The organism is Bremerella cremea (assembly GCF_039541315.1).
In the GTDB taxonomy this organism is placed as follows: domain Bacteria; phylum Planctomycetota; class Planctomycetia; order Pirellulales; family Pirellulaceae; genus Bremerella; species Bremerella cremea.
In genome coordinates this window covers 520,614-540,463 of record NZ_BAABFZ010000004.1, presented here as the reverse complement: position 1 = coordinate 540,463, position 19,850 = coordinate 520,614, and the positions used below count along the sequence as shown (strand labels likewise).

The following is a 19,850-nucleotide window of genomic DNA, read 5'->3' as shown; positions in this document are numbered from 1 at the left end:
TTATCGTGGGCTGCTCTGGCCCTGATACTTAGCGGTTGCGAGCGAAGATGCCGGTCGCGTACCAGATTCCGTTACGCCCACGCTTCATGTCGTAGCCATAGTAAACGTTGGCGTCGCTGACTGCTGACCAGTGACCCGACGAATGACGCCAGCTTCGGACGCATTCAATCGCGGCGTCTTCCAGACGCTGGCCTGGCCAGCTTTCGGCACACACTTCCGTTGGCACCAGGCCGCCTGGCAGTTGAGCGCTGATCTGGTGGAAACGCGATTCCCACTGGTGATGCCCTTGCAGTTGCATGCTCGCCTGATTGCGACTGTGGCGGAACGTTTCCAACGCCAGCAATCGACGGAACATACCACCGGTGCTACGTGGCTTCTCGGGGTGCATTCGCACAGCGTAGATCAGTGTTCGCTGGGTGAGCGAACCAGGAGGGAGCGTCAGGATGACTTCCATCTCGGTCGTGGTTCGACCATGCGTTCCTTTGAAGTTGAACTGACTGACCACCTGTCCCAACTGCGTTGGGTCATTGTTGGTGTAGTCGACGATGGCGATACCACCGGTGCCATACATGTACTGAAAGGCAGCGTGGTTCAAAATACGCGTCGGCTTTTCGTCGACGGTCACGGTAGCGTCGACGCCCAGATCAGCGACGACATAGTTGGCCAGCAACTCGGCGACCCGCCGGCTGGTCAAGGTTTGCTGCTTGAATTGCTTGGCGGCCGCCGATTGATCATCAAAGACAATCAGCAACATCTTCTTTTCCGCGGTCGCAGCTTTGACGGCACTCGAGTAATTGTCGTGCCATTGCTGCTCGGTAGATTCGGCCAATGCCATGCTCGAGCAACTTGCGAAAAGCAAAACGTTGGTCAGCACGCATAGGGTACGAAGCGACATGTTCATGGAGCCCGGGGAGGTTCGAGGAAAGTAAGCTGGGGGGAACAAACTTCGGCGTTTACACTGTCGAAACAGGTTTTACCGGTAAAGTCGATTAAGTAAGGGTAAAACTGCCAGTTGTAGCAGTCAATCTACTAGTTCAGCCTCCCGCCTCAAGAGATCCAATTTCCTCGGATCTTTGCCGGGATGCCAACACAGGTAAGGTGCGAACTATAGGAAATACGTGTCAGCTCCGAAATCTTTGCGTAATGGGCATCTTTCCAGGGGAATGACGCCCATGAAAGCTTCACGAGACCTCCTAAACGGTATATCTTGTGGATTGCCCTGACCGCGAACCCCGTAAACGGCCCCTCCAGCACGGATGAGGAACATCATGATCTGCAATCCATGGCGCACGGCAGCCCTTAGTCTTCTATTTCTTGGTTCAGGTTTCCTGATTTTCAGCTCGGAAACTTCCGCTCAGGAATCTGCTCCGGCCAGCGATCTCTCGCAGGCTGTCACCGATGCACAAGCGAAGTTCAAGCCCGTATCGGCCGAGGAAGTCGCTGCAGCCAAAAAGACGTTAGAGTCGAAGCTCGCCACTCTCGAGAATTTCCTCGCCAATGGGACTTCCGAAAACGAAGCGGCATGGAAGGCTTATCTGCGGTGGGACGATCTTCAGACACAGCTTTCCGCGGAAAAACCGGACCTGCGAACGCTAGAAGAAATCTATCTGAAATACCGTGGATCGTATGCCGGTCTTGACAAACCAAAGACCGTGGCGGCCCGTCAGGCCCTGCGCAAGTACATCAACCTGGCCTACTTCTCTCAGGTCGACCAGTACCCCAAGATGTACGAAATTCAGCTCAAAACCCTGGCCGATGCGGTCAAGCGATACCAAGATACGTCGGCTAGCGAAGATGCCTACGTGATCGGTCCAATCCTGGGTTGGCTGGAACAAGGCAATCAAGTTCCTGATTTAATCGATCAGATTCGCTCGGAGCTCGATCAGCCGAACCTTTATGCCTCGGTTTCCCGCGAATTGATCGCCGGTGGAATCGCCCGCCCGGTCGATCAAACAACTCCGGTTCGTGAAGTGATCTTGGGCACCAACGTCACCGGCACCGCTCATATGCAGGGCAATGTCGACGTGAAACTGGTTCCAAGTGAAACCAAGGCGATTATCGAACTAACACTCGAAGGCGAAGTCACCTCGAAGAACGTTGGCGTCAACGGTCCCGCCACGATCTACTCGACCGGCTACAGCAAGATCGCCGCCGCCAAAGAGTTGATCTTCGATAAGAGCGGTCTGTCGGCCAAGCCAGCCACGGCCCAGGCCTGGACAACGACCACCTTTGACGCGATCTGTGCCAAGTTGAAGCTGATCCAGAAGATCGCCACCAAGCGAGCCTATCAGCAAAAGGGGCAGGCTCAGGCCATCGCTTCGCAGCGTACCGAATCGAAGGTCGAAGCCAGCTTTGATAACGAAACGAGAGATCTCGTTCACGACGCCAATTCGCGTCTGCAGGAAAAGCTGTTCCGAGCTTTGATTGGTCGTGACGAATTTCCAGATCACCTGAAAGCTTCGACCACGGCGGATGCCTTGCATCTGGAAGTGATGCACTCTGGTCAGGGGCAACTGGCTGCTTCGTCGCCAGCTCCTGCTGCCGAGGACCAGGAAGCGGACCTCACGCTGAAGCTGCATGAATCGATCATCCACAACTATGGCGAAGTCTTCCTGGCGGGCGTCAAACTGACCGACGAACGCCTGGTCGAGATCCTCGACCAACGTGGCGCCGAGATTCCTGACGAACTGAAGATCACTGAGGAGACCGATCCTTGGTCGATCACCTTCGACTACAAGAGCCCCATCCAGGTCGTCTTCGATAACGACACGGTCAAAATTGGGATCCGCGGTCGCCAGTTCACCCGTGGCGATAACGAAGTGAATCGCACCATCGCGATTAGCGCCGACTACAAGATCGAGAAGGGGGAGAACGGCACCCTGCTGACTCGTACCGGCGACGTCGTGGTCGACTTTCCTACGCAGGAACGCCTCGGTCCGCTGGACCTGACGGCGAAGACCTTCCTTCGCAAGAAGTTTGAAGCGGTCTTCAAGCCAGAGATTGTCGGCGAAGGGATCAAGCTCGAAGGGGAATGGGCCGACGCTGGCACGCTTCGCATCTCATCCCTGTCGGTCACCCCTGGCTGGTTCGTCGGGACCTGGCGTCTGGAAGCCCCACAGCCAGAACCAGCTGCTGCGACAGAAACCACTTCTGTGGTAGAGTAAGGGCTGAAGCAACCTGACGATGGTTTGCCGTGCGGCGACAGCTTTCGCCGCACGATTCTCCCTGCCAGACTCGCGAAGGAGCCCACATGGAACGTTGGGTAGAAATCCAGTTCGACTGTCTTCCGCTGCGTTCGATCGATCGGATGGATATTCCGATGGATGCCTCGCCGAAGTTCCAGCAGCATTGCCTTCGCGTGAAGTCGGCCATGGAGAAGCATGGCTCGCACAACACTTACTATCTGCACAACGCGACGTGCACCTATCACCTGCTGAACCATCCGCAGGACGGCATGATCCAGTTCAAGTTCCATGGCACCGTCATTACCGACGAAAACGACATGGAAACTCGGGGTAACGACCTGGAAGTGGAATTGGTGAAAGAGACCTGCACGTGGCTCTCGGAACCGATCGTCCACTGGTTCCAGGAAACAGTCCAGCGGAGTGTCGCCGTAGAATTCGATCGCTACATCCAAGCCGGTGACCTGAAAAAGACCGAAGAACGGATCGCCAAGATCAAAGCCGAAAGTGAATCGGGCGACAGCTTCATGGGCATGTATCTGTAAGATGTCTAGCGGCAGAAATGCCCGCTAGATCTTTTCTCCGCCCAACGCCCAGTTGATCCATCGATCGATGAGATTGGGTGAGCGAACGTCGAAATACAGGCCCCGCACAACCAGCTGGCCTGTCTCGGTCAACGGATCTGCCGCGGCGAAGGCATCTTCCGCGACGTCGCCGGTAAAGCGATTTCGATAGCGAAACCGGTCAACCTCTTCCCAGAACTCAGGGGCCTTCAGATCGGCCTCTTCCACGCGTAGAGCGTTCGTTACCGGGACAACGCGGTATGCGTCCCAAAACATCTCGAAGAACTCACAATCCACGAGTTTGGCCACACACACGTCATCGTATTCCACGTACCATCCATGCTCGCGTCCGTAATTGGAACGCCAGATCTCCAGCAGCTTTCGGTAGTCTTCTGTTAGAGACATGCTTGGTACGGCTTAGTACGTTGGTGGATCGTGTTCACAGGCAATAAAAAAGGCTCCGACATTGTCGCCGGAGCCCTTATTTTGCATTCGCTTGAGAGGAGTCGATTAGTCCTCGACACCTTCCCAGTAACCGCCGCGGCTGTGGTCGAACATTGCTTCGACGCCCATGCGGGACTCGTCGAACTTGCCGTCGCGGTAGACTTCTTTACCGCAAACCCAAGTCCGAACCGGCCAGCCCGTCACTTCGCGACCCTCGAACGGGGTCCAGCGGCACTTCGTTTCCATGTGCGGACCACGAATGACCTGAGTCTTGTTCATGTCGACCAGCACCAGGTCGGCATCGTAACCAACTTCGATGCGGCCTTTTTCCAAGATGTCCCACACCAGGGCAGGACCTTCGCACATCCAGTGCACAACGTCTTCCAGGGTGCACTTATCTTTGGCAACCATGTCCAGCATCAACGGCAAGGCAGTATCGACGCCTGGAACACCGCTCGGCGAATCAGGGTATTTCGCACACTTTTCTTCCCAGGTATGCGGGGCGTGATCGGTGGCAACGATCTGGATCTTGTCGTCCAGCAGGGCCTGGAACAACGCTTCATTGTCCTCCTTCGTCTTCAGCGAAGGATTCATCTGGGCCAGCGTGCCCATGTTCAAATAGTCGTCCACGTTCAGGAACAAGTGATGCGGCGAGACTTCCGCCGTGATCACATCGCCATGGTCCTCAAAGATGTCGACCGAGGCACCACTGCTGACGTGGCAGATGTGCAAACGATGCTTGTATTCACGAGCCAACGCGCAGGCCTTCTTCACCGACGCAACTTCCGCTTCGACGCTGCGAATCCTGGTATGGTCGATCACATTGCGTGTTCCGGCACATTCCAGTTTCATCTTTTCGATGATCGATTCGTCTTCGGCATGGACGGCGATCGGCAGCTTGGTTTCGGCAAAGATCGCTTCCAGCAGGCCAGGATCGGTCAAAGCCATATCGCCGGTGCTGCTCCCCATGTAGATCTTAATCCCTGGGGTGCGGGTCGCCTTCTTCAACTCGTCGATGTTGTTCAGGGTCGCACCAACAAAGAAACCGTAGTTGACGATACTTTTGTTGGCCGCCAGGGTCAGCTTCTCTTCCAGCAGCTTTTGGGAAACGGTCGCTGGATTGGTATTCGGCATTTCCAGAAAGGTGGTAATCCCACCCTTGGCACATGCCCGGCTACCACTGCGCAGGTCTTCTTTGCTGGTCAGGCCCGGATCTCGCATATGAACGTGGGCGTCGATCACACCCGGCATCAGCGTCATGCCGTAGGCGTACACCGTTTCGTCCACCTTCACCGATTCGGCCGGATCGATCTCGGCAATCTGAGCTCCGTCGATCAGGACGGAAGTCTTCTGAGGTCCATCCGGCAAAATCACCGTGGCATTCTTAATGAGCGTTTTCATTCAATATCCTGCGGTCGAAAACGATTGGCCCACGTCACAGTAGGGGGTGGCCGACCCGAAAGAAACCCGTCGGCGACGAACGTGGGATGCGAGATTCAATTGGCAAACCCTAGGTGTCGGGCGCATGAAAGAACCCCGAGTCTAGAGCGTAAACGCCTACTATAAGAAGTTTTGCCCCCTCGTGAAAGCGGTCCGAATCGGCTGGTTTCGGGCGAAATGTCCTTCTTTGCCCTGGATTCCGCCCCCGACCATGACGAGGGGGAGTTACCCTTAGCGGGCCCTCACAACTAAAATAAGTGAGTCGACATTACCCACCTTTCCAGGAAGCCGGGACGAAGGCCTTCATTGCGATGAAGCTTCCGGCCTATCCAACCGATCCCACTAACGAGGAACGAGTCCCCTTCTCTTCGCGAAGGTCCGATTGAAACGGTCATGCTATCTGGGATCACGCTGCTGATATTCGCCGCCAGTTATGCCATTACACTGGGGCTCGAGATTGCGCGGATATTTGTCAGGGCTCGCTCCCGGGCAGTCCTCTCACTGGGATTCGCGGTGCTGGGCCTGGCGGCTCACACGTTCTACCTGGTGGGTGAACAACAAGGTGTCATCCAATCGGGACCCATTTCGTCATGGCATCAGTGGTGCCTGATGGCGGCCTGGGTTCTGGTTTCGCTCTACGTGATCGCCGCGTTCTCTCAACCAGGTACCTCCCTCGGCCTGTTCTTGTTGCCGTTGGTACTGCTGCTGGTCGGTGTCGCCTATCTAATGGACCGGGTCGCACCTTTTTCGACGACCACTTCCGCGGAAACCTGGGGAGTTATCCACGGCACAGCCCTGCTCGCGGGGACGGTGATCGTGATGCTGGGCTTTGTCACCGGCATCATGTACCTGATCCAATCGTATCGGCTGAAGCACAAGATGCTGTCGACCGAAGGTTTCAAGCTGCCGAGCCTCGAATGGCTGGAAATGACCAACCGCCGGGCCTTGGTGATCTCGACGTGTTTACTGGCTGGGGGGCTCTTCGCTGGCATCCTGTTGAAACTGAACCACAATAGTTTTCCGTGGACCGATCCAGTGATCTGGAGTTCCGCGATCCTGTTTTCGTGGCTGGTCGCCGCCATGATCTTCGAGCTGGTTTATCGTCCGGCTCGTCGAGGTCAGAAGGTGGCCTACCTGACGATGGCGAACTTCATGTTCCTGGCCTTGGTACTGGGTCTGATCTTGTTCGGTCCCTCGCAGCATGCCCGCAACAGCGAAACGACCACCGAGAAAGACGACACCTCTGAGGTATCGCAGGGAGTCGACTCGCCAAGGAGCCTCTTCCAATGAAGCTCCACATGATTGGCTGCAGCCACCACAACGCGAATGTCGAAGTTCGCGAGCGTCTGGCATTTACGCCAGAGCAAGCCCGCAAAGCGATGCTGATGTTGCGGGAACACTTCCCCGACACCGAATCGGTGATCCTGTCGACCTGTAACCGGACGGAGTTGTATACCGCTTCGGTCGATCCGACTCGGTTTCCATCGCATCACGAGATGGTCGATTTCCTGGCTCAGTTTCATCAGCTTGAGTCGGAAGCTATCTTCGACAATGTCCTGGAGCGAACTGGCGAGGATGTCGTCCGGCACCTGTTTACCGTCGCGGCCAGCTTGGACAGCATGGTGGTCGGAGAAGCTCAGATCCTGTCGCAGGTCAAACAGGCCTACGAGATGGCGACCGATGCCGATTGTGCCGGAACGCTGACCCACAGCATCTTTCAGGCAGCCATCCACGTCGCCAAACGGGTCCACAACGAGACCAACATCCATCAGAAACGGGTAAGCATTCCGAGCGTCGCCGTAGGAGAGTTCGCCTCGAGCATCTTCGACCGATTCGACGACAAGAAGGTATTGATCATCGGTGCTGGCGAGATGGGGGAGGAAACGTTGAACTATCTCCGCGACATGGGCGTTCGCGACTTCAGCGTGGTGAATCGAAACCTGGAACGGGGTCAGAAGCTGGCCGAAGCCTTCAACGCCGAAGCGTTTCCTTGGACCGAACTGGTTCGGCAACTCGTGCGGGCCGATGTCGTCATCAGCACGACCGGGGCCACCGAGCCGATCATGACCTACGATCAGTTCCTGGAAGTCGAAACCAAGCGGTTTCAAAAGGCGATGTTCATTTTGGACCTGGCGATTCCCCGCGACTTCGATCCGAAGATCGGGACTTGCGTCGGGGTCTATCTGTTCTCGATCGACGATCTCCAGAAAGCGTGCGAGAAGAACCGCAAGGCACGCGAACTGGAATGGCCCAAGGCCGAGAAGATTGTCGAAGTCGAGACCTCCAAGTTCATGGCGGATTTACACCACCGTGCGACTGGCCCAACCATCAAGCGGCTTAAGCAAGCTGCCGACGAAATCAAGCAAGACGAACTTCGTCGTCTGATGAACAAGATGACCGATCTCGATCCAAAGGTTCAGAACGAGATCGAACGCTCTTTCGATCGCCTGGTCAACAAGCTGCTGCACCCGCCGCTCGAATCGCTTCGCGACGACATGGAAAGCGGCGCCCCAGGCGGCTTGCTGGATGCCCTGAAGCGTCTGTTCCGCCTCTACGACTAAGCCGATTAAATGTAGACGCGGCGGTTGTAGATGTACCATTCGATCAGCAGCACGATCAGTGCGAGCACAACCAGCCACTTCCAATACTCTTGCCGCATCGGCAGCCAGGTCTCTTGCCCTTGGATCGTTTCCCACTGGGTTTCGATTTCGAGCTTCGGCTGAATTTCGCTCTCTTCGGCGTCGAAGATGTTCACCGAGAAGTAACGCGACACTTCGTCGGAACTTCCTTCGCGAACTTCATAAGTGCCGAGTTGATCGGTCTCGCCGAAGCTGAACAAGTTGTCGGCCGTCGGCACGATCGTTCGTACGCGGCCGGAAGGTGGGCGAATGTGCACTTCCGATGCAAAGCCACTGGAACGGAACGTGTAGTTCTCGCCAGGGCGGATACTCATCTCGCCTTGGCCACTTCGGACTCCACCGAGGTACTCGACGAGATTCTTGATGAAGACCGGGAAACTGAGCCGCTTGGTCCACTCGGTATTGAAGAAGGTTTTATCCTCTTCGGTGACCAGAAAGCTGAACCCGAGGACCGCGTCTTCAAAGCTCTTGCGAGGTGCGATCGTCATGAGGGCTCCCTGATCGGACTCAATCAGCACGGTCGCCCCTGGCGGAGCTTCGATCGGGTTTGCCTTGTAGATCGAAACGTTTCCCAGGTTCACGAAGTTCATCACCGGATGACTCTGGGCGACGTCGATGACCTGCGGCAAGACCTGCTCTTCTTGGAAGACCCATTCGTCGATCGGAGGCTTGCCGCCGAAGAAAACGGTATTCGCTTCGGGCATCACCTTCGGAACGCAGTTGTCGTAGACAATCAGATCAAACCGACCACTGGCCGCTTCTTTCGGATAGTCCTCTCCATTGAGGTACTCCGGCGAAACGATCTTCACATCGGCGATCCGGCGAATTTCTCCGGTGGCCAGAGCAAATCGCAGGTAATCGTTTCCTTCCGAAACGATTAGCACCTGGGCTCGTTCCGGCGGGTTGATTGCGGCGTAGGCAATGTTGTCGGCTGGGAAGACATCGTCGTGCTCGATCTCTAAACGTAGCTGTCCGACATCGAGGCTTCCCAAATCGAACTGGGCACCGCCGGTGCCATCGTCAGGATCGAGGGCGATTCGCGCGACGTCGAGGAGTTCGTTGTTGAAATACAAGTTCGCGGTGACTTCGCTCGGCTCGGAGCCAAAGCGAGCGATCCGGCAGAAGACTTGCAGTTGATCGTCTTTGTCCGGGTTCCGCTGCGTGCTGAAGGCCAAAATGCCAACGTTGCTCGAGGCCTCGGTTCCCAGCGGAATATAGACCGGCTGCAAGTTGCCGAACGAGAAGTCGGTGATCGTCTGGAAGCGTCCGTCACTCAAGATGTACGCGGTCGCTGGTTTCGCCTCGGCGACCTGGATGTCCCCTTCTTCAAATGAAGACTGGCCGGGGTTCGCCAAACCGGAAGCGACCCGCAACGCTTCGAGGATATCGGTCGTTCGCTCGGTCGCCTCGATCGAACGAACCTTACTCGCCAGTACGCGTTGGTTGTCGGTGAACTGCTGAACGACGTTGGCCCGATCCGAAAACGTGACGACCATGCCGACGTCGCCGCTGTCCATCTGGTCGATCATTTCCAGCACGCGGGCCTTAGCTTCATCGAGCCGCGACTGGTCCCCCTCGGCATCTTTACTTCCCATGCTGGCCGAGTTGTCGATCAGAAATACGAAGCGATCGCCAACCAGTTTCTGTTCCCCTTCCATCCCTGGGCGAAGGACCGCCAGGATCAACAGCAGCACGAACAACAGTTGCAGAAGGAGCAGCAAACTTTGCCGCATCTTCTGCCACAAGCTGTTCACGTGCAGGTCTTCAATCGTCCGGCTCCAAAGGAACGTGCTGGGAACTTCCAGCGGTTGACGTCGAAGCTTCAGGAAATAGAGAGCAATGATCGCTGGAGGCACCAACGTCAGCAGCGTCCAGCCGAGCGGCCCCAAGGTATTGATAAACAAGCTGGTCATCGCAAGAGCCCTCGCTGCCGCATGTAATTGGAAACGAGGTGGCTCACCGGGATCTCGGTGTTCGCCAGCATATAGGCCATGCCACGCTTCGAGCAGAAGGTTCGGGCACCATCGACAAACGCATCAAGCGTTCGCTTGTAGCGGTCCAGCAGTGGACGGCTGACCGTGATCTCGGCGATGTCGCCATCTTCGCAGTCAACCAGTTTCAAGTCTCCTTTGATCTGCTCGGCAGGATTCAATTCGACCGGTGCCAAGGTTTGAATCACGTAGACATCCATTTGCTGCGTCGACAGAAAACGCAGAGCGGGCTCGAAGCCTGCCTTGTCCATCAGGTCGGTTACCAGCACCAGGATGCCCTTGCCTTGATTCCGCAGACAGAAGTTCTTCGCACCTTCCAACAGCGGAACGTTCTCGCCTGCTTCGATCCCGTTCAGGTAGTCAAGCATTCGCCACACGCTCTGACGGCCTCGCAAAATCGGGCCTGGCTTGCGCAGCGATGTTCCCAAGGTTTCAATCCGCACCCGGTCGGTCCGGCACAAACCAACGAAACCGAGTGCCGCCGCCAACTGCTTCGCGTACGTCAGCTTGCTGGGCGATCCGAATTCCATCGAGGTACTGGCATCGATCAGCGTATAGAAGTGCAGATCTTCCTCTTCCAGAAACATTTTGAGGAACATGCGATCGAGTCGGGCATACATGTTCCAGTCGATGAAGCGCAGATCGTCTCCGGCGACATAGGGACGAAAGTCGGCGAACTCGACGCTGGTCCCTTTCCGCTTGCTACGACGCTCCCCTTTCATGCGTCCACGAAAGATCTTCCGGCTGACCAGTTCCATGCGTTCGAGCTGAGCCAGCAATTCGGGAGAAAGGAGATCGGAAACGATGTTTGTTTTCGCCATCGACGCTTCTTACCTGACAAAGATTCAATCGGTGGGGAAACGTCTAGTTGGCTGGCGACGCGAGTACGGCGTCGTCCGCCTTTTCAGGCACCTTCTCCAGCAGTTCCAACAACACGTGATCGGTATCGAGTCCTTCGGCTTGGGCCTCGAAGTTCAAGACCACGCGGTGACGCATCGCCGGCAGAAACACGCGGCGAACGTCTTCGTAGCTGACGTTGTAACGGCCATCGAGCAAGGCTCGAACCTTGGCGGTCAGTGCCAACGTCTGGGCACCACGCGGGCTGGAGCCCCAACGCAGATATTGATTGGTGATAGGCAGTGCGAGCGGACCTTCCGGATGGGTCGCCAATGTCAGTCGGACGATATAGTCCTGAACGTGCTTCGCCAGAATCACTTCGCGAATGACCTGCTGCCACTTCAAGATTTCGGAACCATCCATCACCTTCTCGGCTTCGACCTTGGTTCCCTTGGTGGTGCGATCGATGATCGTTCCCAACTCGGAAGCGGTCGAATACCCGACAACGAGCTTGAACAAAAAGCGGTCGAGCTGCGCTTCCGGCAGCGGGTAGGTACCCTCTTGTTCAATCGGGTTTTGCGTCGCCAGAACGAAGAACGGTTTGTCGAGCACATAACGATGGCCAGCCACCGTCACGCATCCTTCCTGCATCGTTTCAAGCATGGCGGACTGCGTCTTGGGCGTGGCACGGTTGATTTCATCCGCCAGGCAGATCTGCGTGAAGATCGGTCCCTTTTGGAACTCGAACACGCGTTTGCCTTCCGGGGTTTCCATCACCATGTTGGTGCCAAGGATATCGGCCGGCATCAAGTCAGGCGTGTACTGAATGCGGTTGAAGTTGAGATCGAGGGCCTGGGAAAGGGTCCGAATCAACAACGTCTTACCGAGACCAGGCACCCCTTCCAGCAAGCAGTGACCGCCAACGAACAAGCAGGTGAGCACTCCATGGACGATATCGTCGTGACCAACGATCACCTTTTGGATTTGGTCTTTAACGGCGTGGTAACGATTACGAAATTCGTCGGCTTGCTGCTGCATCGATTCAGCGACACTCATGCGATTTCCTTGCTGCGACTTTTTCTCGGGTGTGATTCGGGTAGTGATCTCTCAAGGAGCTGGCAGCGAGCTGCGTCCTAGTCCATCGTAATTCAAAAATCAGATTCGTTGTCGAGTCTGGCGACTAGGTTCCTTCATTTTCATCGCCACTGCCACCGGTTCGCTTACGGGCCTGTTTCTTGGCCTTCAACAATCGGGAGGTGTACGAATCTTCTTCGGGTGTTTCGCTCATCGACTGGGCCTTCTTGGGGGGCCCTTGGCTGGTTGGCGTTTTGGCGGCAAGTTCTTCGTCGACCGCGGAAGGACCATTGGCATGGTCGAGCCCCACTTCAAACCGCGACGTCGCCTTGCGGTCGTCGTAGTCGGCGGTGGCTCGCTCTTTGATCATCCGAAGTCGTTCCATCCGATCTTCTTCCCCTTCCGTTTCCGGGGCACCGAAAATCTTGGCATGCATCCATCGATACGAATGTCCAACCCATTCGGTTCCGATGGTAACTCGGCGGACGAATACATCCTCGAAGAAAACCAGTCCGCACAATACCAGCAAAATGGGCCATATATGCTGACTGCTGATCGCCTTAGGAAGGGTATGCCGAAACGTATCGACGGCAAGTAGTTCTTCGACGCGGCCAATCGCGAAGTCGCCATCAATCACCGTACCTGCCTCGCCGCCAGTTGGTGTCAGCGATGCCAGTCCTTCGACCAAGGCTGAATTGAGCCGTTGTTGACGAAACTCCGCCGAGTAGGGGACATTCGCCCCGGTACGAATCGGTGCTCCGCCGGTACTGGGTAAGATCGATAGAAAGTAACTTCCCGAACTGTCCGCAGGAAACTCCCCGATATAACGCCCTGAGGCGACCTGTTCGAGCTGGAAGTCTTTCGATTCCATGTCCGGATCGATCGCGGTCCCAGAGAACTTCAGGAAGTTCAAATATTGATCGTCTTCGTCGGTCGCGGTAACCACCACGCGAACCATGCCATCCTTCACTTCACTGGCGACGGTGTAGTTACTTTGGCTGTCGGTCGGACGCATCGAGTAGCGGACCAGTTGGGTGAAAAACTTGTCGTACCCTTCCCAGGCGGTCCACTTGTTCGCCCAGCGTTTGCCGGCATCGGTGGTCAGCACACCAGAACGGCCGACTCCATATGTCCATGTTGCCAAGAGGGTCGCGTTCTCGGGATGCTCTGGTGGAACGGGGGCCACCATGCCAACGTCGACCAGGGCATTCTCTTTGAGCGTCGTCATCACGTAGCCGTCGAACGACGGAAACCCATCGATCCCTTCCAGCACTTCATGCGGGTAGGTAATCGGCAGCATACCCGGGCTGTCTTTGATCAGCGGCTGAGCAATGCGCCGGGCCTCGCGCTGATAGATACGTGGCAACGCCTTCGGATCGGTCACCGCATAATATTTACCACCGGTCTGAGCCGCCAATTGCCGCAGCGGCGTACTGCCGGCCGGGCCATGGGTACCGATGGCCACTGTGGTAATTTTGACGCCGGACTGAATGAAAGCTCGAACGGTCTGCGGATTGGGTGGCGAAGGATCACCGTCGCTGATCACGATCATGTGCCGAATCGAGACATTCGCTCCGCGGGCATCGATTGCGTTGAAGCCCGCCAACGACATTCGCATCGCCGGATCAAACTGCGGCATGTCGCCAGGGGTCATGCGGTTCAGCTTGGCGACCATCTGATTGCGATTTGGTCCGACCGGAAGCAAGCCATCCGGCACGCCCCACATCCATTGATCGGTTCCGCTCCAATGGATCAGACCGCAGTAGTCTTGCGGGCCTAATGCCTTGAGTGCTTCCCGGGCCACCACCTTCTGCCAGTAATTGCCTTGGGCCAGTTCCGAGGCGTGCATCATCATCACCAGGGCACCGACCGGTACCACCTTGGCGTCTTTGATGTTGAAATCGACCGGCATGGCCTTTTCCAACTCGGTATTCGACCAGCCACCCGCCCCAAACGAACGAGGCCCGCCAATCATCAGCAAACCACAGCCCATCTGCTGCGTGTTTCGCACCAGCATTTCAATTTGCTGGTCGCTGAAACTAGAGATATCGCCTGCCCCGCCCCCACTGGCGCGAGGCACGTCCGCCATGATCACGCAGTCGTATCGCTGCAGTTCGGCCAGCGAGGTAAACAGCCCGTTGCTGGGCATCGTTTCGACATTGATGTTATTGGCCCGGAGTCGTTCGATCAGAAAATCGAAGTCGCCGACGTTCTCCCAATCTTCGATAATCAGCACGCTTCCTTCGCCGCGCACATGAGCGAAAGCGGTCGCCAGGTTATTTTGAGCCATCGAATCGTCGAGGCGATCGTCTGGCACGAAGCGGGCTTCGTAGGTGTAGAAATCAGGCTCGTCGATCGCGTGCTCGAAGGTCAGCACCTTCTTGCCCGGCTCAAGCTCCATAGGCTGTTCGATCAGCACGTCTTCGCGTTTGCCATGCTTTCGCACGACAATCACTTTGCCTTTGACCTTGCCATCATCTTCGGTAGTCGCTTCAGTCATGTTGTTCAGCACAACGTTGACCTGAACTGGCTGCCCCTTGCGGATATCGCTGGGCAAGGTGATCTTCTCGACCGCGACTTCTGCTCGGCTGGAAAGCGCCACCGGGACCACGTCGATCCCGATACCATTTTCAGAAAGCTGACGAGCAATGTTTTGCGAGTCGCCGAGGGTTTCGTTGCCGTCGGTGACGATCACGATTCGCTTGGCGGTGTCTTCCGAAAAGGAAGCTTGGGCCAGCTTCAAAGCCCCTTCCAGATTGGTCGCATCGGAACGTACTTGCATCATCGCTTCGAGCCGGCCTTGCTGGATCGGCAGCGAATCGTCGTACGGAGGAACTTCGATGGCGGCTTCTCGGCCAAAGACCACCACGCCAGCGCGATCGCCTCGCGCGGCGTTGCGATGTTCAACGACATCCTTCACCACGTACTGCACCATGGCGGCACGTTTATCACGCGGGATGCTCTCGGACTGATCGAGCACATAGATGACGGTGACCCGTTCGCTGGTATGGCGAAGCTGAATCTCGGCGAGGCAGAAGACCAGCAGCACGAAGACGAGCGAACGCAATCCCAACGCGAAGAATCGACGCACACGCCCCAGGCCCGAAATACTGCGGAAGCTGAAGTACCACAGCAGTGGGAGGCCCGCCAACAGCAGCAAGTACCACGGCTTGTTGAACGCGACATCGACGCCAAACATGTGGAGGTTAGTCTCCGGTCGGGGGTTGGTCTCTGAGACGAGAAGTCATGCGGAAAGACTATATCTCCGCCTGCCGTTACGAGAAGTCCTTACATGGTAACGGTTTTGAAGTGGCATGCCCATATTTTCGATCACGAGAATCTGAAAATCACCGCACCCCCAATCGCACAACGCCGCCACTCCCCAAAGGAATCACACTTTCCGCAGCCATCAAGACCGGCCGATCTTTCTAAAACGTGGCGAAACCAATTGCGATTTGCAGAGTTAGAACTCGTTTTTCGAAATTGAAGAACTTCGACCAAATTTAGATAACACGTTTCACCCACGTTTTCTCGGCTATAGTGGGGATAGCGCAATATCGTACAGACTCACATTGCCGCAACAAAAGACCAGGGACTCGCCGACCTTCCCTGGCATCCGCTTAAAAGGGGATGAGTCCAATTTTGTGCCTGGCACGAAAACGCGAGCCGCCTTAACTCGCGAGATGAGATGGACTCATCCCCTTTTTCTTTTCCCGCCCTAAGCACTCTCGGGCAGCGTACTGCGATACATCACATCGCTCCGCAGAACATACTTGGTGCCGGACTCGATCACCTCGCCTTCGTGAAGCTGCGGATGGTGAAAGAACAAAGCCGAACCAGTACGTGGCACAACGCGAAAGGTTTCAGGCTTGAAGAACCGCGTGGCGCCCCCTGCAAAGTCGTCGTTCAGATAAACGAGCAACGTGAAGTCGCTCTTTTCGGTTTCGCTGCGACGGTAGCGGCCATCGAAGTGCGGTGCGAACGCTTGCCCTGGTTCATACTTGTAGAACCGGAGCCGTTCATTGAGCCCGATCGCAGTTCGTCCCCGCCAAGGATCAATTGCCCACGGTTTCGCCCCCTGCCGAAGTTCGTCGGCCACTTCTGGACGATCGATCATGACACGCAGGTTGTTGCGAACATCTTTCCGGATCTCGACGCCTTCCGAGGTCGTGATCGGCGCATCGACAAAGCCTTCGCTTTCCGCCATCGCAATGTACTGCGCGCACTGATCCGGGGTCAGAAAGTCGTGGATAACGTAAACGTAGTCGTAATACAACGACTCGCGGTGCATCTTTCGGTCTCCTTGGTTGGATTGGGGGATCATTCCCCCTGCGAGAGACCTTCGCGGCGAACAAGAGGTTCGCCGGACTTCCGCTAGAGTCGAATCCGCTGGACTCGGTGATTCTCGGAATCGATCACATGGATGCGGCCGTAGCGGTCGCGAGTCAAGGCCCACGGACTGTTCAATTGGCCTGGGTCATGCCCGGAAGAGCCCCATGTCCCGAGCGAATTTCCATCCAGATCAAACTTCTGCACCCGGTGATTACTGTATTCGACCACGTACAAATGTCCTTCCCCGTCGAGGACAAGATCGTAGGGATACCCCAACTCGCCAGGCTCGGTGCCATGCATGCCCCAAATCTTGATCAACTTGGCATCGTCGCCAGTCGCGTCGAAGACCTGGATTCGGTGATTACAGGCATCGGCGACCCAGATGTGGTCATGCTCGTCGATGACCATATTCTGAGGCCGGATAAACTGCCCTGGTTCGCTTCCATGGCCACCCCACTGGTAAAGAAAGTTCCCTTCCGAGTCGAACTTCTGCACGCGATCGTGCTGGCCATACTCCGAGATGTAGTAGTTTCCCTGCGAGTCTTGAACCGCCTCGGTGACGAACCCAAACTCGCCGGGCTGCGAGCCTTCGACACCCCCAATGGTTTGCTCGTCGAGCCGCTTGCCATCGGGCGTGTAAACCAGCATGCGGTTGTAATGGGTATCAGCGACCAACAGGTTGCCTTTGTTGTCGAAGGATAGCCCTGAGGGGCGTCCCTTGTAGAATTCAGGGATCTGCCACGATCGCAGAAACTTGCCATCGAGGTCGAAGACCTGAATCCGGGCTGTCATGTCGACGATGTAAAGTTCGTCGTCCGGGCTAATCGCGACAGCCCTCGGCTTTTCAAATAAACCGTCTGAAACGCCCCGTCGGCCCCAGACGACTTCCGGTTCGGTGGATGGCCCAGCGGCGGGCATGCAGCCTGCCAACCCAGGCAGCCCCAGCAGGGCGCACCAGATCAGCGACCGAAAAGCGAGGAACCGGGAGGAGTCAGGGGCAAAGAATATCACGGTACAGTATGTTTAAGGGTAGATCGACTTGGGAAACGACTTGTGAGGCGATCCCCCCATTTCGTATAGTAACCTCTTTGAAAATAATAACTTCTGTGAATGCCTCGCGGAAAGGGTTTTCAGTTTCTAAGGTTCAGTTTTCAGCAGAGAGAGGAAACATCCCTCGCTCGTGTGCCGATTTATAGGATCTAAGGGGACTGATTTAGCCTCGACGATCTTTTCTCGGAATGAAACCGGAATAGATAACAAGTACTGAAAACAGCTTTTAGACACCTGAAGACCATCCTGGAACCGGTTCGTGCCCGCCAAAGTTATCGAAGTCAAAACCGCTGATGATCGCCGAGATGTCGTCCATCGTGCCGTTCAGGCCTTGGTCGAGGGCGAAATCGTGGCGTTTCCGACCGAAACCGTCTATGGGCTGGCCGTTTCCGCACTGAATCCACAAGCGGTGCATGATCTGCGGCATGCCAAGGGTCGCCCCGAAACCAACCCGTTCAGCCTTTGTGTCCCGGGTGCTGACACGCTGTGGGACTATGTGCCAAACGCTACGCCCCTGATGGCACGATTAACGCGACGCTGTTGGCCAGGTCCGGTGACGCTGGTGATGCCATGCGATGAAGGCTCGGTCGTGTCGCAGTTTTCGCCAGAGGTACAGCAAGCGGTATCACCCAGTGGATTTGTCGGGCTTCGCGTCCCGGCACACGATTTGATCTCGGAAGTGATGCATTTCCTGCCGGGACCGCTCGCTTTGACCAGTGCAAATCTGTCGGGCACACCCGACGCGATTCACGGAAAAGAGGTCGTGGAAGCCCTTGGTGATCGGGTAGGATTGATTTTGGACGATGGAAAGTGCCGGTATGGGCAACCTTCCAGCGTCGTCAAAGTGGAAGGCAACCACTTCCAGATGTTACGTCAAGGTGTCGTTTCGGAGAGTGTTTTGAATCACCTTAGCAGCTACTTTGTCCTATTCGTTTGCACCGGCAATACCTGCCGCAGCCCGATGGCGGAAGTCATCATGCAGAAACATCTGGCGGATAAGGTCGGAACCACCATCGATCAGCTCGATCAGAAGGGTATTCTGGTCGCTTCGGCTGGGATTGCCGCCTATCCTGGCGGACGTGCCGCCCCGGAAGCGATCCATATCCTTTCCGAGCGAAGCCTCGACCTGGCTCCGCATGCCAGCCAACCGCTGAGCGATCGCCTTGTGGAACAGGCCGATTTGATCCTGACCATGACCGCTGGCCATCGTGACGCGATTTTGGCCCGCTGGCCTGATGCCCGAGATCGCGTGCAAACGCTGAGCTGCGACGGTCGTGACATTGCCGATCCAATTGGCGGTTCGGAAGACGTATATCGCCAGTGCCTGGAACAGATCGAATCGGAGATCAAACTCCGCGTCAAAGATCTGGACCTGGACAGCCTTCTGCCCTCCTAGTCTTATCCTGCCAACGTCGACGGTCGTACCTCCTGCGGCCGCAAACGGTGGTTTTTATCGCATGTCAGAATGTGACAAACATGAAAATCGCAATCGGAAGTGATCATCGTGGCTACGAGGTCAAAGCGAAGATCATCGAGCTCCTGAAGAGACTGGGGCACGAGGCGGTCGACTGCGGAGCCCACGATTGCAATAGCATCGACTACCCCGATATCGCCACCGCCGTCAGCGAAAAGATTGTCGACGGCGCCGTGGATCGGGGCATTCTGATCTGTGGATCGGGCATCGGGATGGCGATCACCGCCAACAAGTTCCCAGGCGTCCGAGCCGCGACCTGTCACGACGATCTGACCGCCGAGATGAGCCGCCGCCACAACAACGTGAACGTCATGTGCCTCTCGGCTGACCTGCTGGGGGAACGGCTGATCGACCGCATGGTCGAACTGTGGATCACGACCGAATTTGAAAAAGGCCGCCACCAGCGACGGGTCGACAAGATTACCGACGTTGAGCGTCGTTTCTCCAAAGACAGCGAATAAATCGCGGTTGATTCTTAAAAAGCGCAGGACCTACAGGGCGGATGCATCTTCGGTGCAGCGCCCTTTTTGCTTTATTTATTCCGCCAATTCCTAGCTTGATTTTTGGGCTATGTGGTCCGCTTGCGCCGATTATCTCCAAAATTCCCGGCAAGCTTTTCCGTTTGTAACGGTCGCAATCGCTTCTGGCCTATTTCTGCATTTTTTCTACCGGTCAGACGCAGCTCAAAATCTTGAAGCGAGATCGATTGTTGATAGAGTCATTTAAACAGTCATCGGAAACGCACGTTTCGTTTTTGCAACGCCGTGCTTCGCGTCTTTTTCGGAAAGTTAGCCAGCAGTGGTCAGGTTTCGTCGCCCCCATCC

The 19,850-nt window shown here is 56.1% G+C and carries 15 protein-coding genes; 6 read left to right on the top strand and 9 right to left on the bottom strand.

Annotation, left to right across the window (positions count from 1 at the left end; all coding sequences use genetic code 11):
• Positions 1–28 precede the first annotated feature (28 nt).
• A complete protein-coding gene (locus ABD890_RS16830) occupies positions 29–895 on the bottom strand; it encodes a hypothetical protein (RefSeq protein WP_345092208.1) in 867 nt (288 codons plus the stop codon).
• Between the two features lie 373 nt (positions 896–1,268).
• On the opposite strand from ABD890_RS16830, the gene ABD890_RS16825 reads away from it, so the two are divergent.
• The gene (locus tag ABD890_RS16825; RefSeq protein WP_345092205.1) at positions 1,269–3,164 is read left to right on the top strand and encodes a hypothetical protein; all 1,896 of its coding nucleotides are present in this window, start codon (positions 1,269–1,271) and stop codon (positions 3,162–3,164) included.
• 86 nt (positions 3,165–3,250) lie between these two features.
• The gene (locus tag ABD890_RS16820) at positions 3,251–3,727 is read left to right on the top strand and encodes a hypothetical protein (RefSeq protein WP_345092202.1); all 477 of its coding nucleotides are present in this window, start codon (positions 3,251–3,253) and stop codon (positions 3,725–3,727) included.
• A gap of 24 nt (positions 3,728–3,751) precedes the next feature.
• Here the strand turns inward: ABD890_RS16820 and ABD890_RS16815 are convergent, their stop codons facing one another.
• Both ABD890_RS16815 and ABD890_RS16810 read right to left on the bottom strand, forming a co-directional pair.
• Positions 3,752–4,150 (bottom strand): hypothetical protein, encoded by a 399-nt coding sequence (locus ABD890_RS16815; RefSeq protein WP_345092199.1) that lies wholly within the window; start codon positions 4,148–4,150, stop codon positions 3,752–3,754.
• A gap of 105 nt (positions 4,151–4,255) precedes the next feature.
• The gene (locus ABD890_RS16810; protein ID WP_345092197.1) at positions 4,256–5,590 is read right to left on the bottom strand and encodes a dihydroorotase; all 1,335 of its coding nucleotides are present in this window, start codon (positions 5,588–5,590) and stop codon (positions 4,256–4,258) included.
• A 432-nt stretch (positions 5,591–6,022) separates the two neighbouring features.
• On the opposite strand from ABD890_RS16810, the gene ccsA reads away from it, so the two are divergent.
• Together ccsA and hemA are read left to right on the top strand one after the other, a co-directional pair.
• Positions 6,023–6,919 (top strand): cytochrome c biogenesis protein CcsA, encoded by an 897-nt coding sequence (gene ccsA, locus ABD890_RS16805; protein WP_345092194.1) that lies wholly within the window; start codon positions 6,023–6,025, stop codon positions 6,917–6,919.
• Complete coding sequence (hemA, locus tag ABD890_RS16800) at positions 6,916–8,190, top strand: glutamyl-tRNA reductase (protein WP_345092191.1); 1,275 nt, start codon at positions 6,916–6,918, stop codon at positions 8,188–8,190. The genes ccsA and hemA overlap by 4 nt, the downstream gene beginning before the upstream one ends.
• Before the next feature lie 5 nt (positions 8,191–8,195).
• Here the strand turns inward: hemA and ABD890_RS16795 are convergent, their stop codons facing one another.
• From ABD890_RS16795 to ABD890_RS16770, 6 genes are all read right to left on the bottom strand, one after another.
• Positions 8,196–10,181 carry a VWA domain-containing protein gene (locus ABD890_RS16795; protein ID WP_345092188.1) on the bottom strand — a complete coding sequence of 662 codons (1,986 nt, stop codon included), beginning with the start codon at positions 10,179–10,181 and terminating at the stop codon, positions 8,196–8,198.
• Positions 10,178–11,080: a DUF58 domain-containing protein gene (locus ABD890_RS16790; RefSeq protein WP_345092185.1), complete on the bottom strand. Its 903-nt coding sequence runs from the start codon at positions 11,078–11,080 to the stop codon at positions 10,178–10,180. Before ABD890_RS16790 ends, ABD890_RS16795 begins: the two co-directional genes overlap by 4 nt.
• Before the next feature lie 43 nt (positions 11,081–11,123).
• Positions 11,124–12,152 carry an AAA family ATPase gene (locus ABD890_RS16785; protein WP_345092182.1) on the bottom strand — a complete coding sequence of 343 codons (1,029 nt, stop codon included), beginning with the start codon at positions 12,150–12,152 and terminating at the stop codon, positions 11,124–11,126.
• 124 nt (positions 12,153–12,276) lie between these two features.
• Positions 12,277–15,369 (bottom strand): VWA domain-containing protein, encoded by a 3,093-nt coding sequence (locus tag ABD890_RS16780; protein WP_345092179.1) that lies wholly within the window; start codon positions 15,367–15,369, stop codon positions 12,277–12,279.
• A gap of 519 nt (positions 15,370–15,888) precedes the next feature.
• Entirely contained in the window at positions 15,889–16,461 is a 573-nt protein-coding gene (locus tag ABD890_RS16775; RefSeq protein ID WP_345092176.1) for a prolyl hydroxylase family protein, read from the bottom strand.
• A gap of 83 nt (positions 16,462–16,544) precedes the next feature.
• Positions 16,545–17,420: an NHL repeat-containing protein gene (locus ABD890_RS16770; protein WP_345092174.1), complete on the bottom strand. Its 876-nt coding sequence runs from the start codon at positions 17,418–17,420 to the stop codon at positions 16,545–16,547.
• A gap of 391 nt (positions 17,421–17,811) precedes the next feature.
• Between ABD890_RS16770 and ABD890_RS16765 the strand changes: the two genes are divergently transcribed.
• Together ABD890_RS16765 and rpiB are read left to right on the top strand one after the other, a co-directional pair.
• Positions 17,812–18,948 carry an L-threonylcarbamoyladenylate synthase gene (locus tag ABD890_RS16765; protein WP_345092171.1) on the top strand — a complete coding sequence of 379 codons (1,137 nt, stop codon included), beginning with the start codon at positions 17,812–17,814 and terminating at the stop codon, positions 18,946–18,948.
• An 80-nt stretch (positions 18,949–19,028) separates the two neighbouring features.
• A complete protein-coding gene (gene rpiB, locus ABD890_RS16760) occupies positions 19,029–19,487 on the top strand; it encodes a ribose 5-phosphate isomerase B (RefSeq protein WP_345092168.1) in 459 nt (152 codons plus the stop codon).
• The last annotated feature ends 363 nt before the right edge of the window (positions 19,488–19,850 follow it).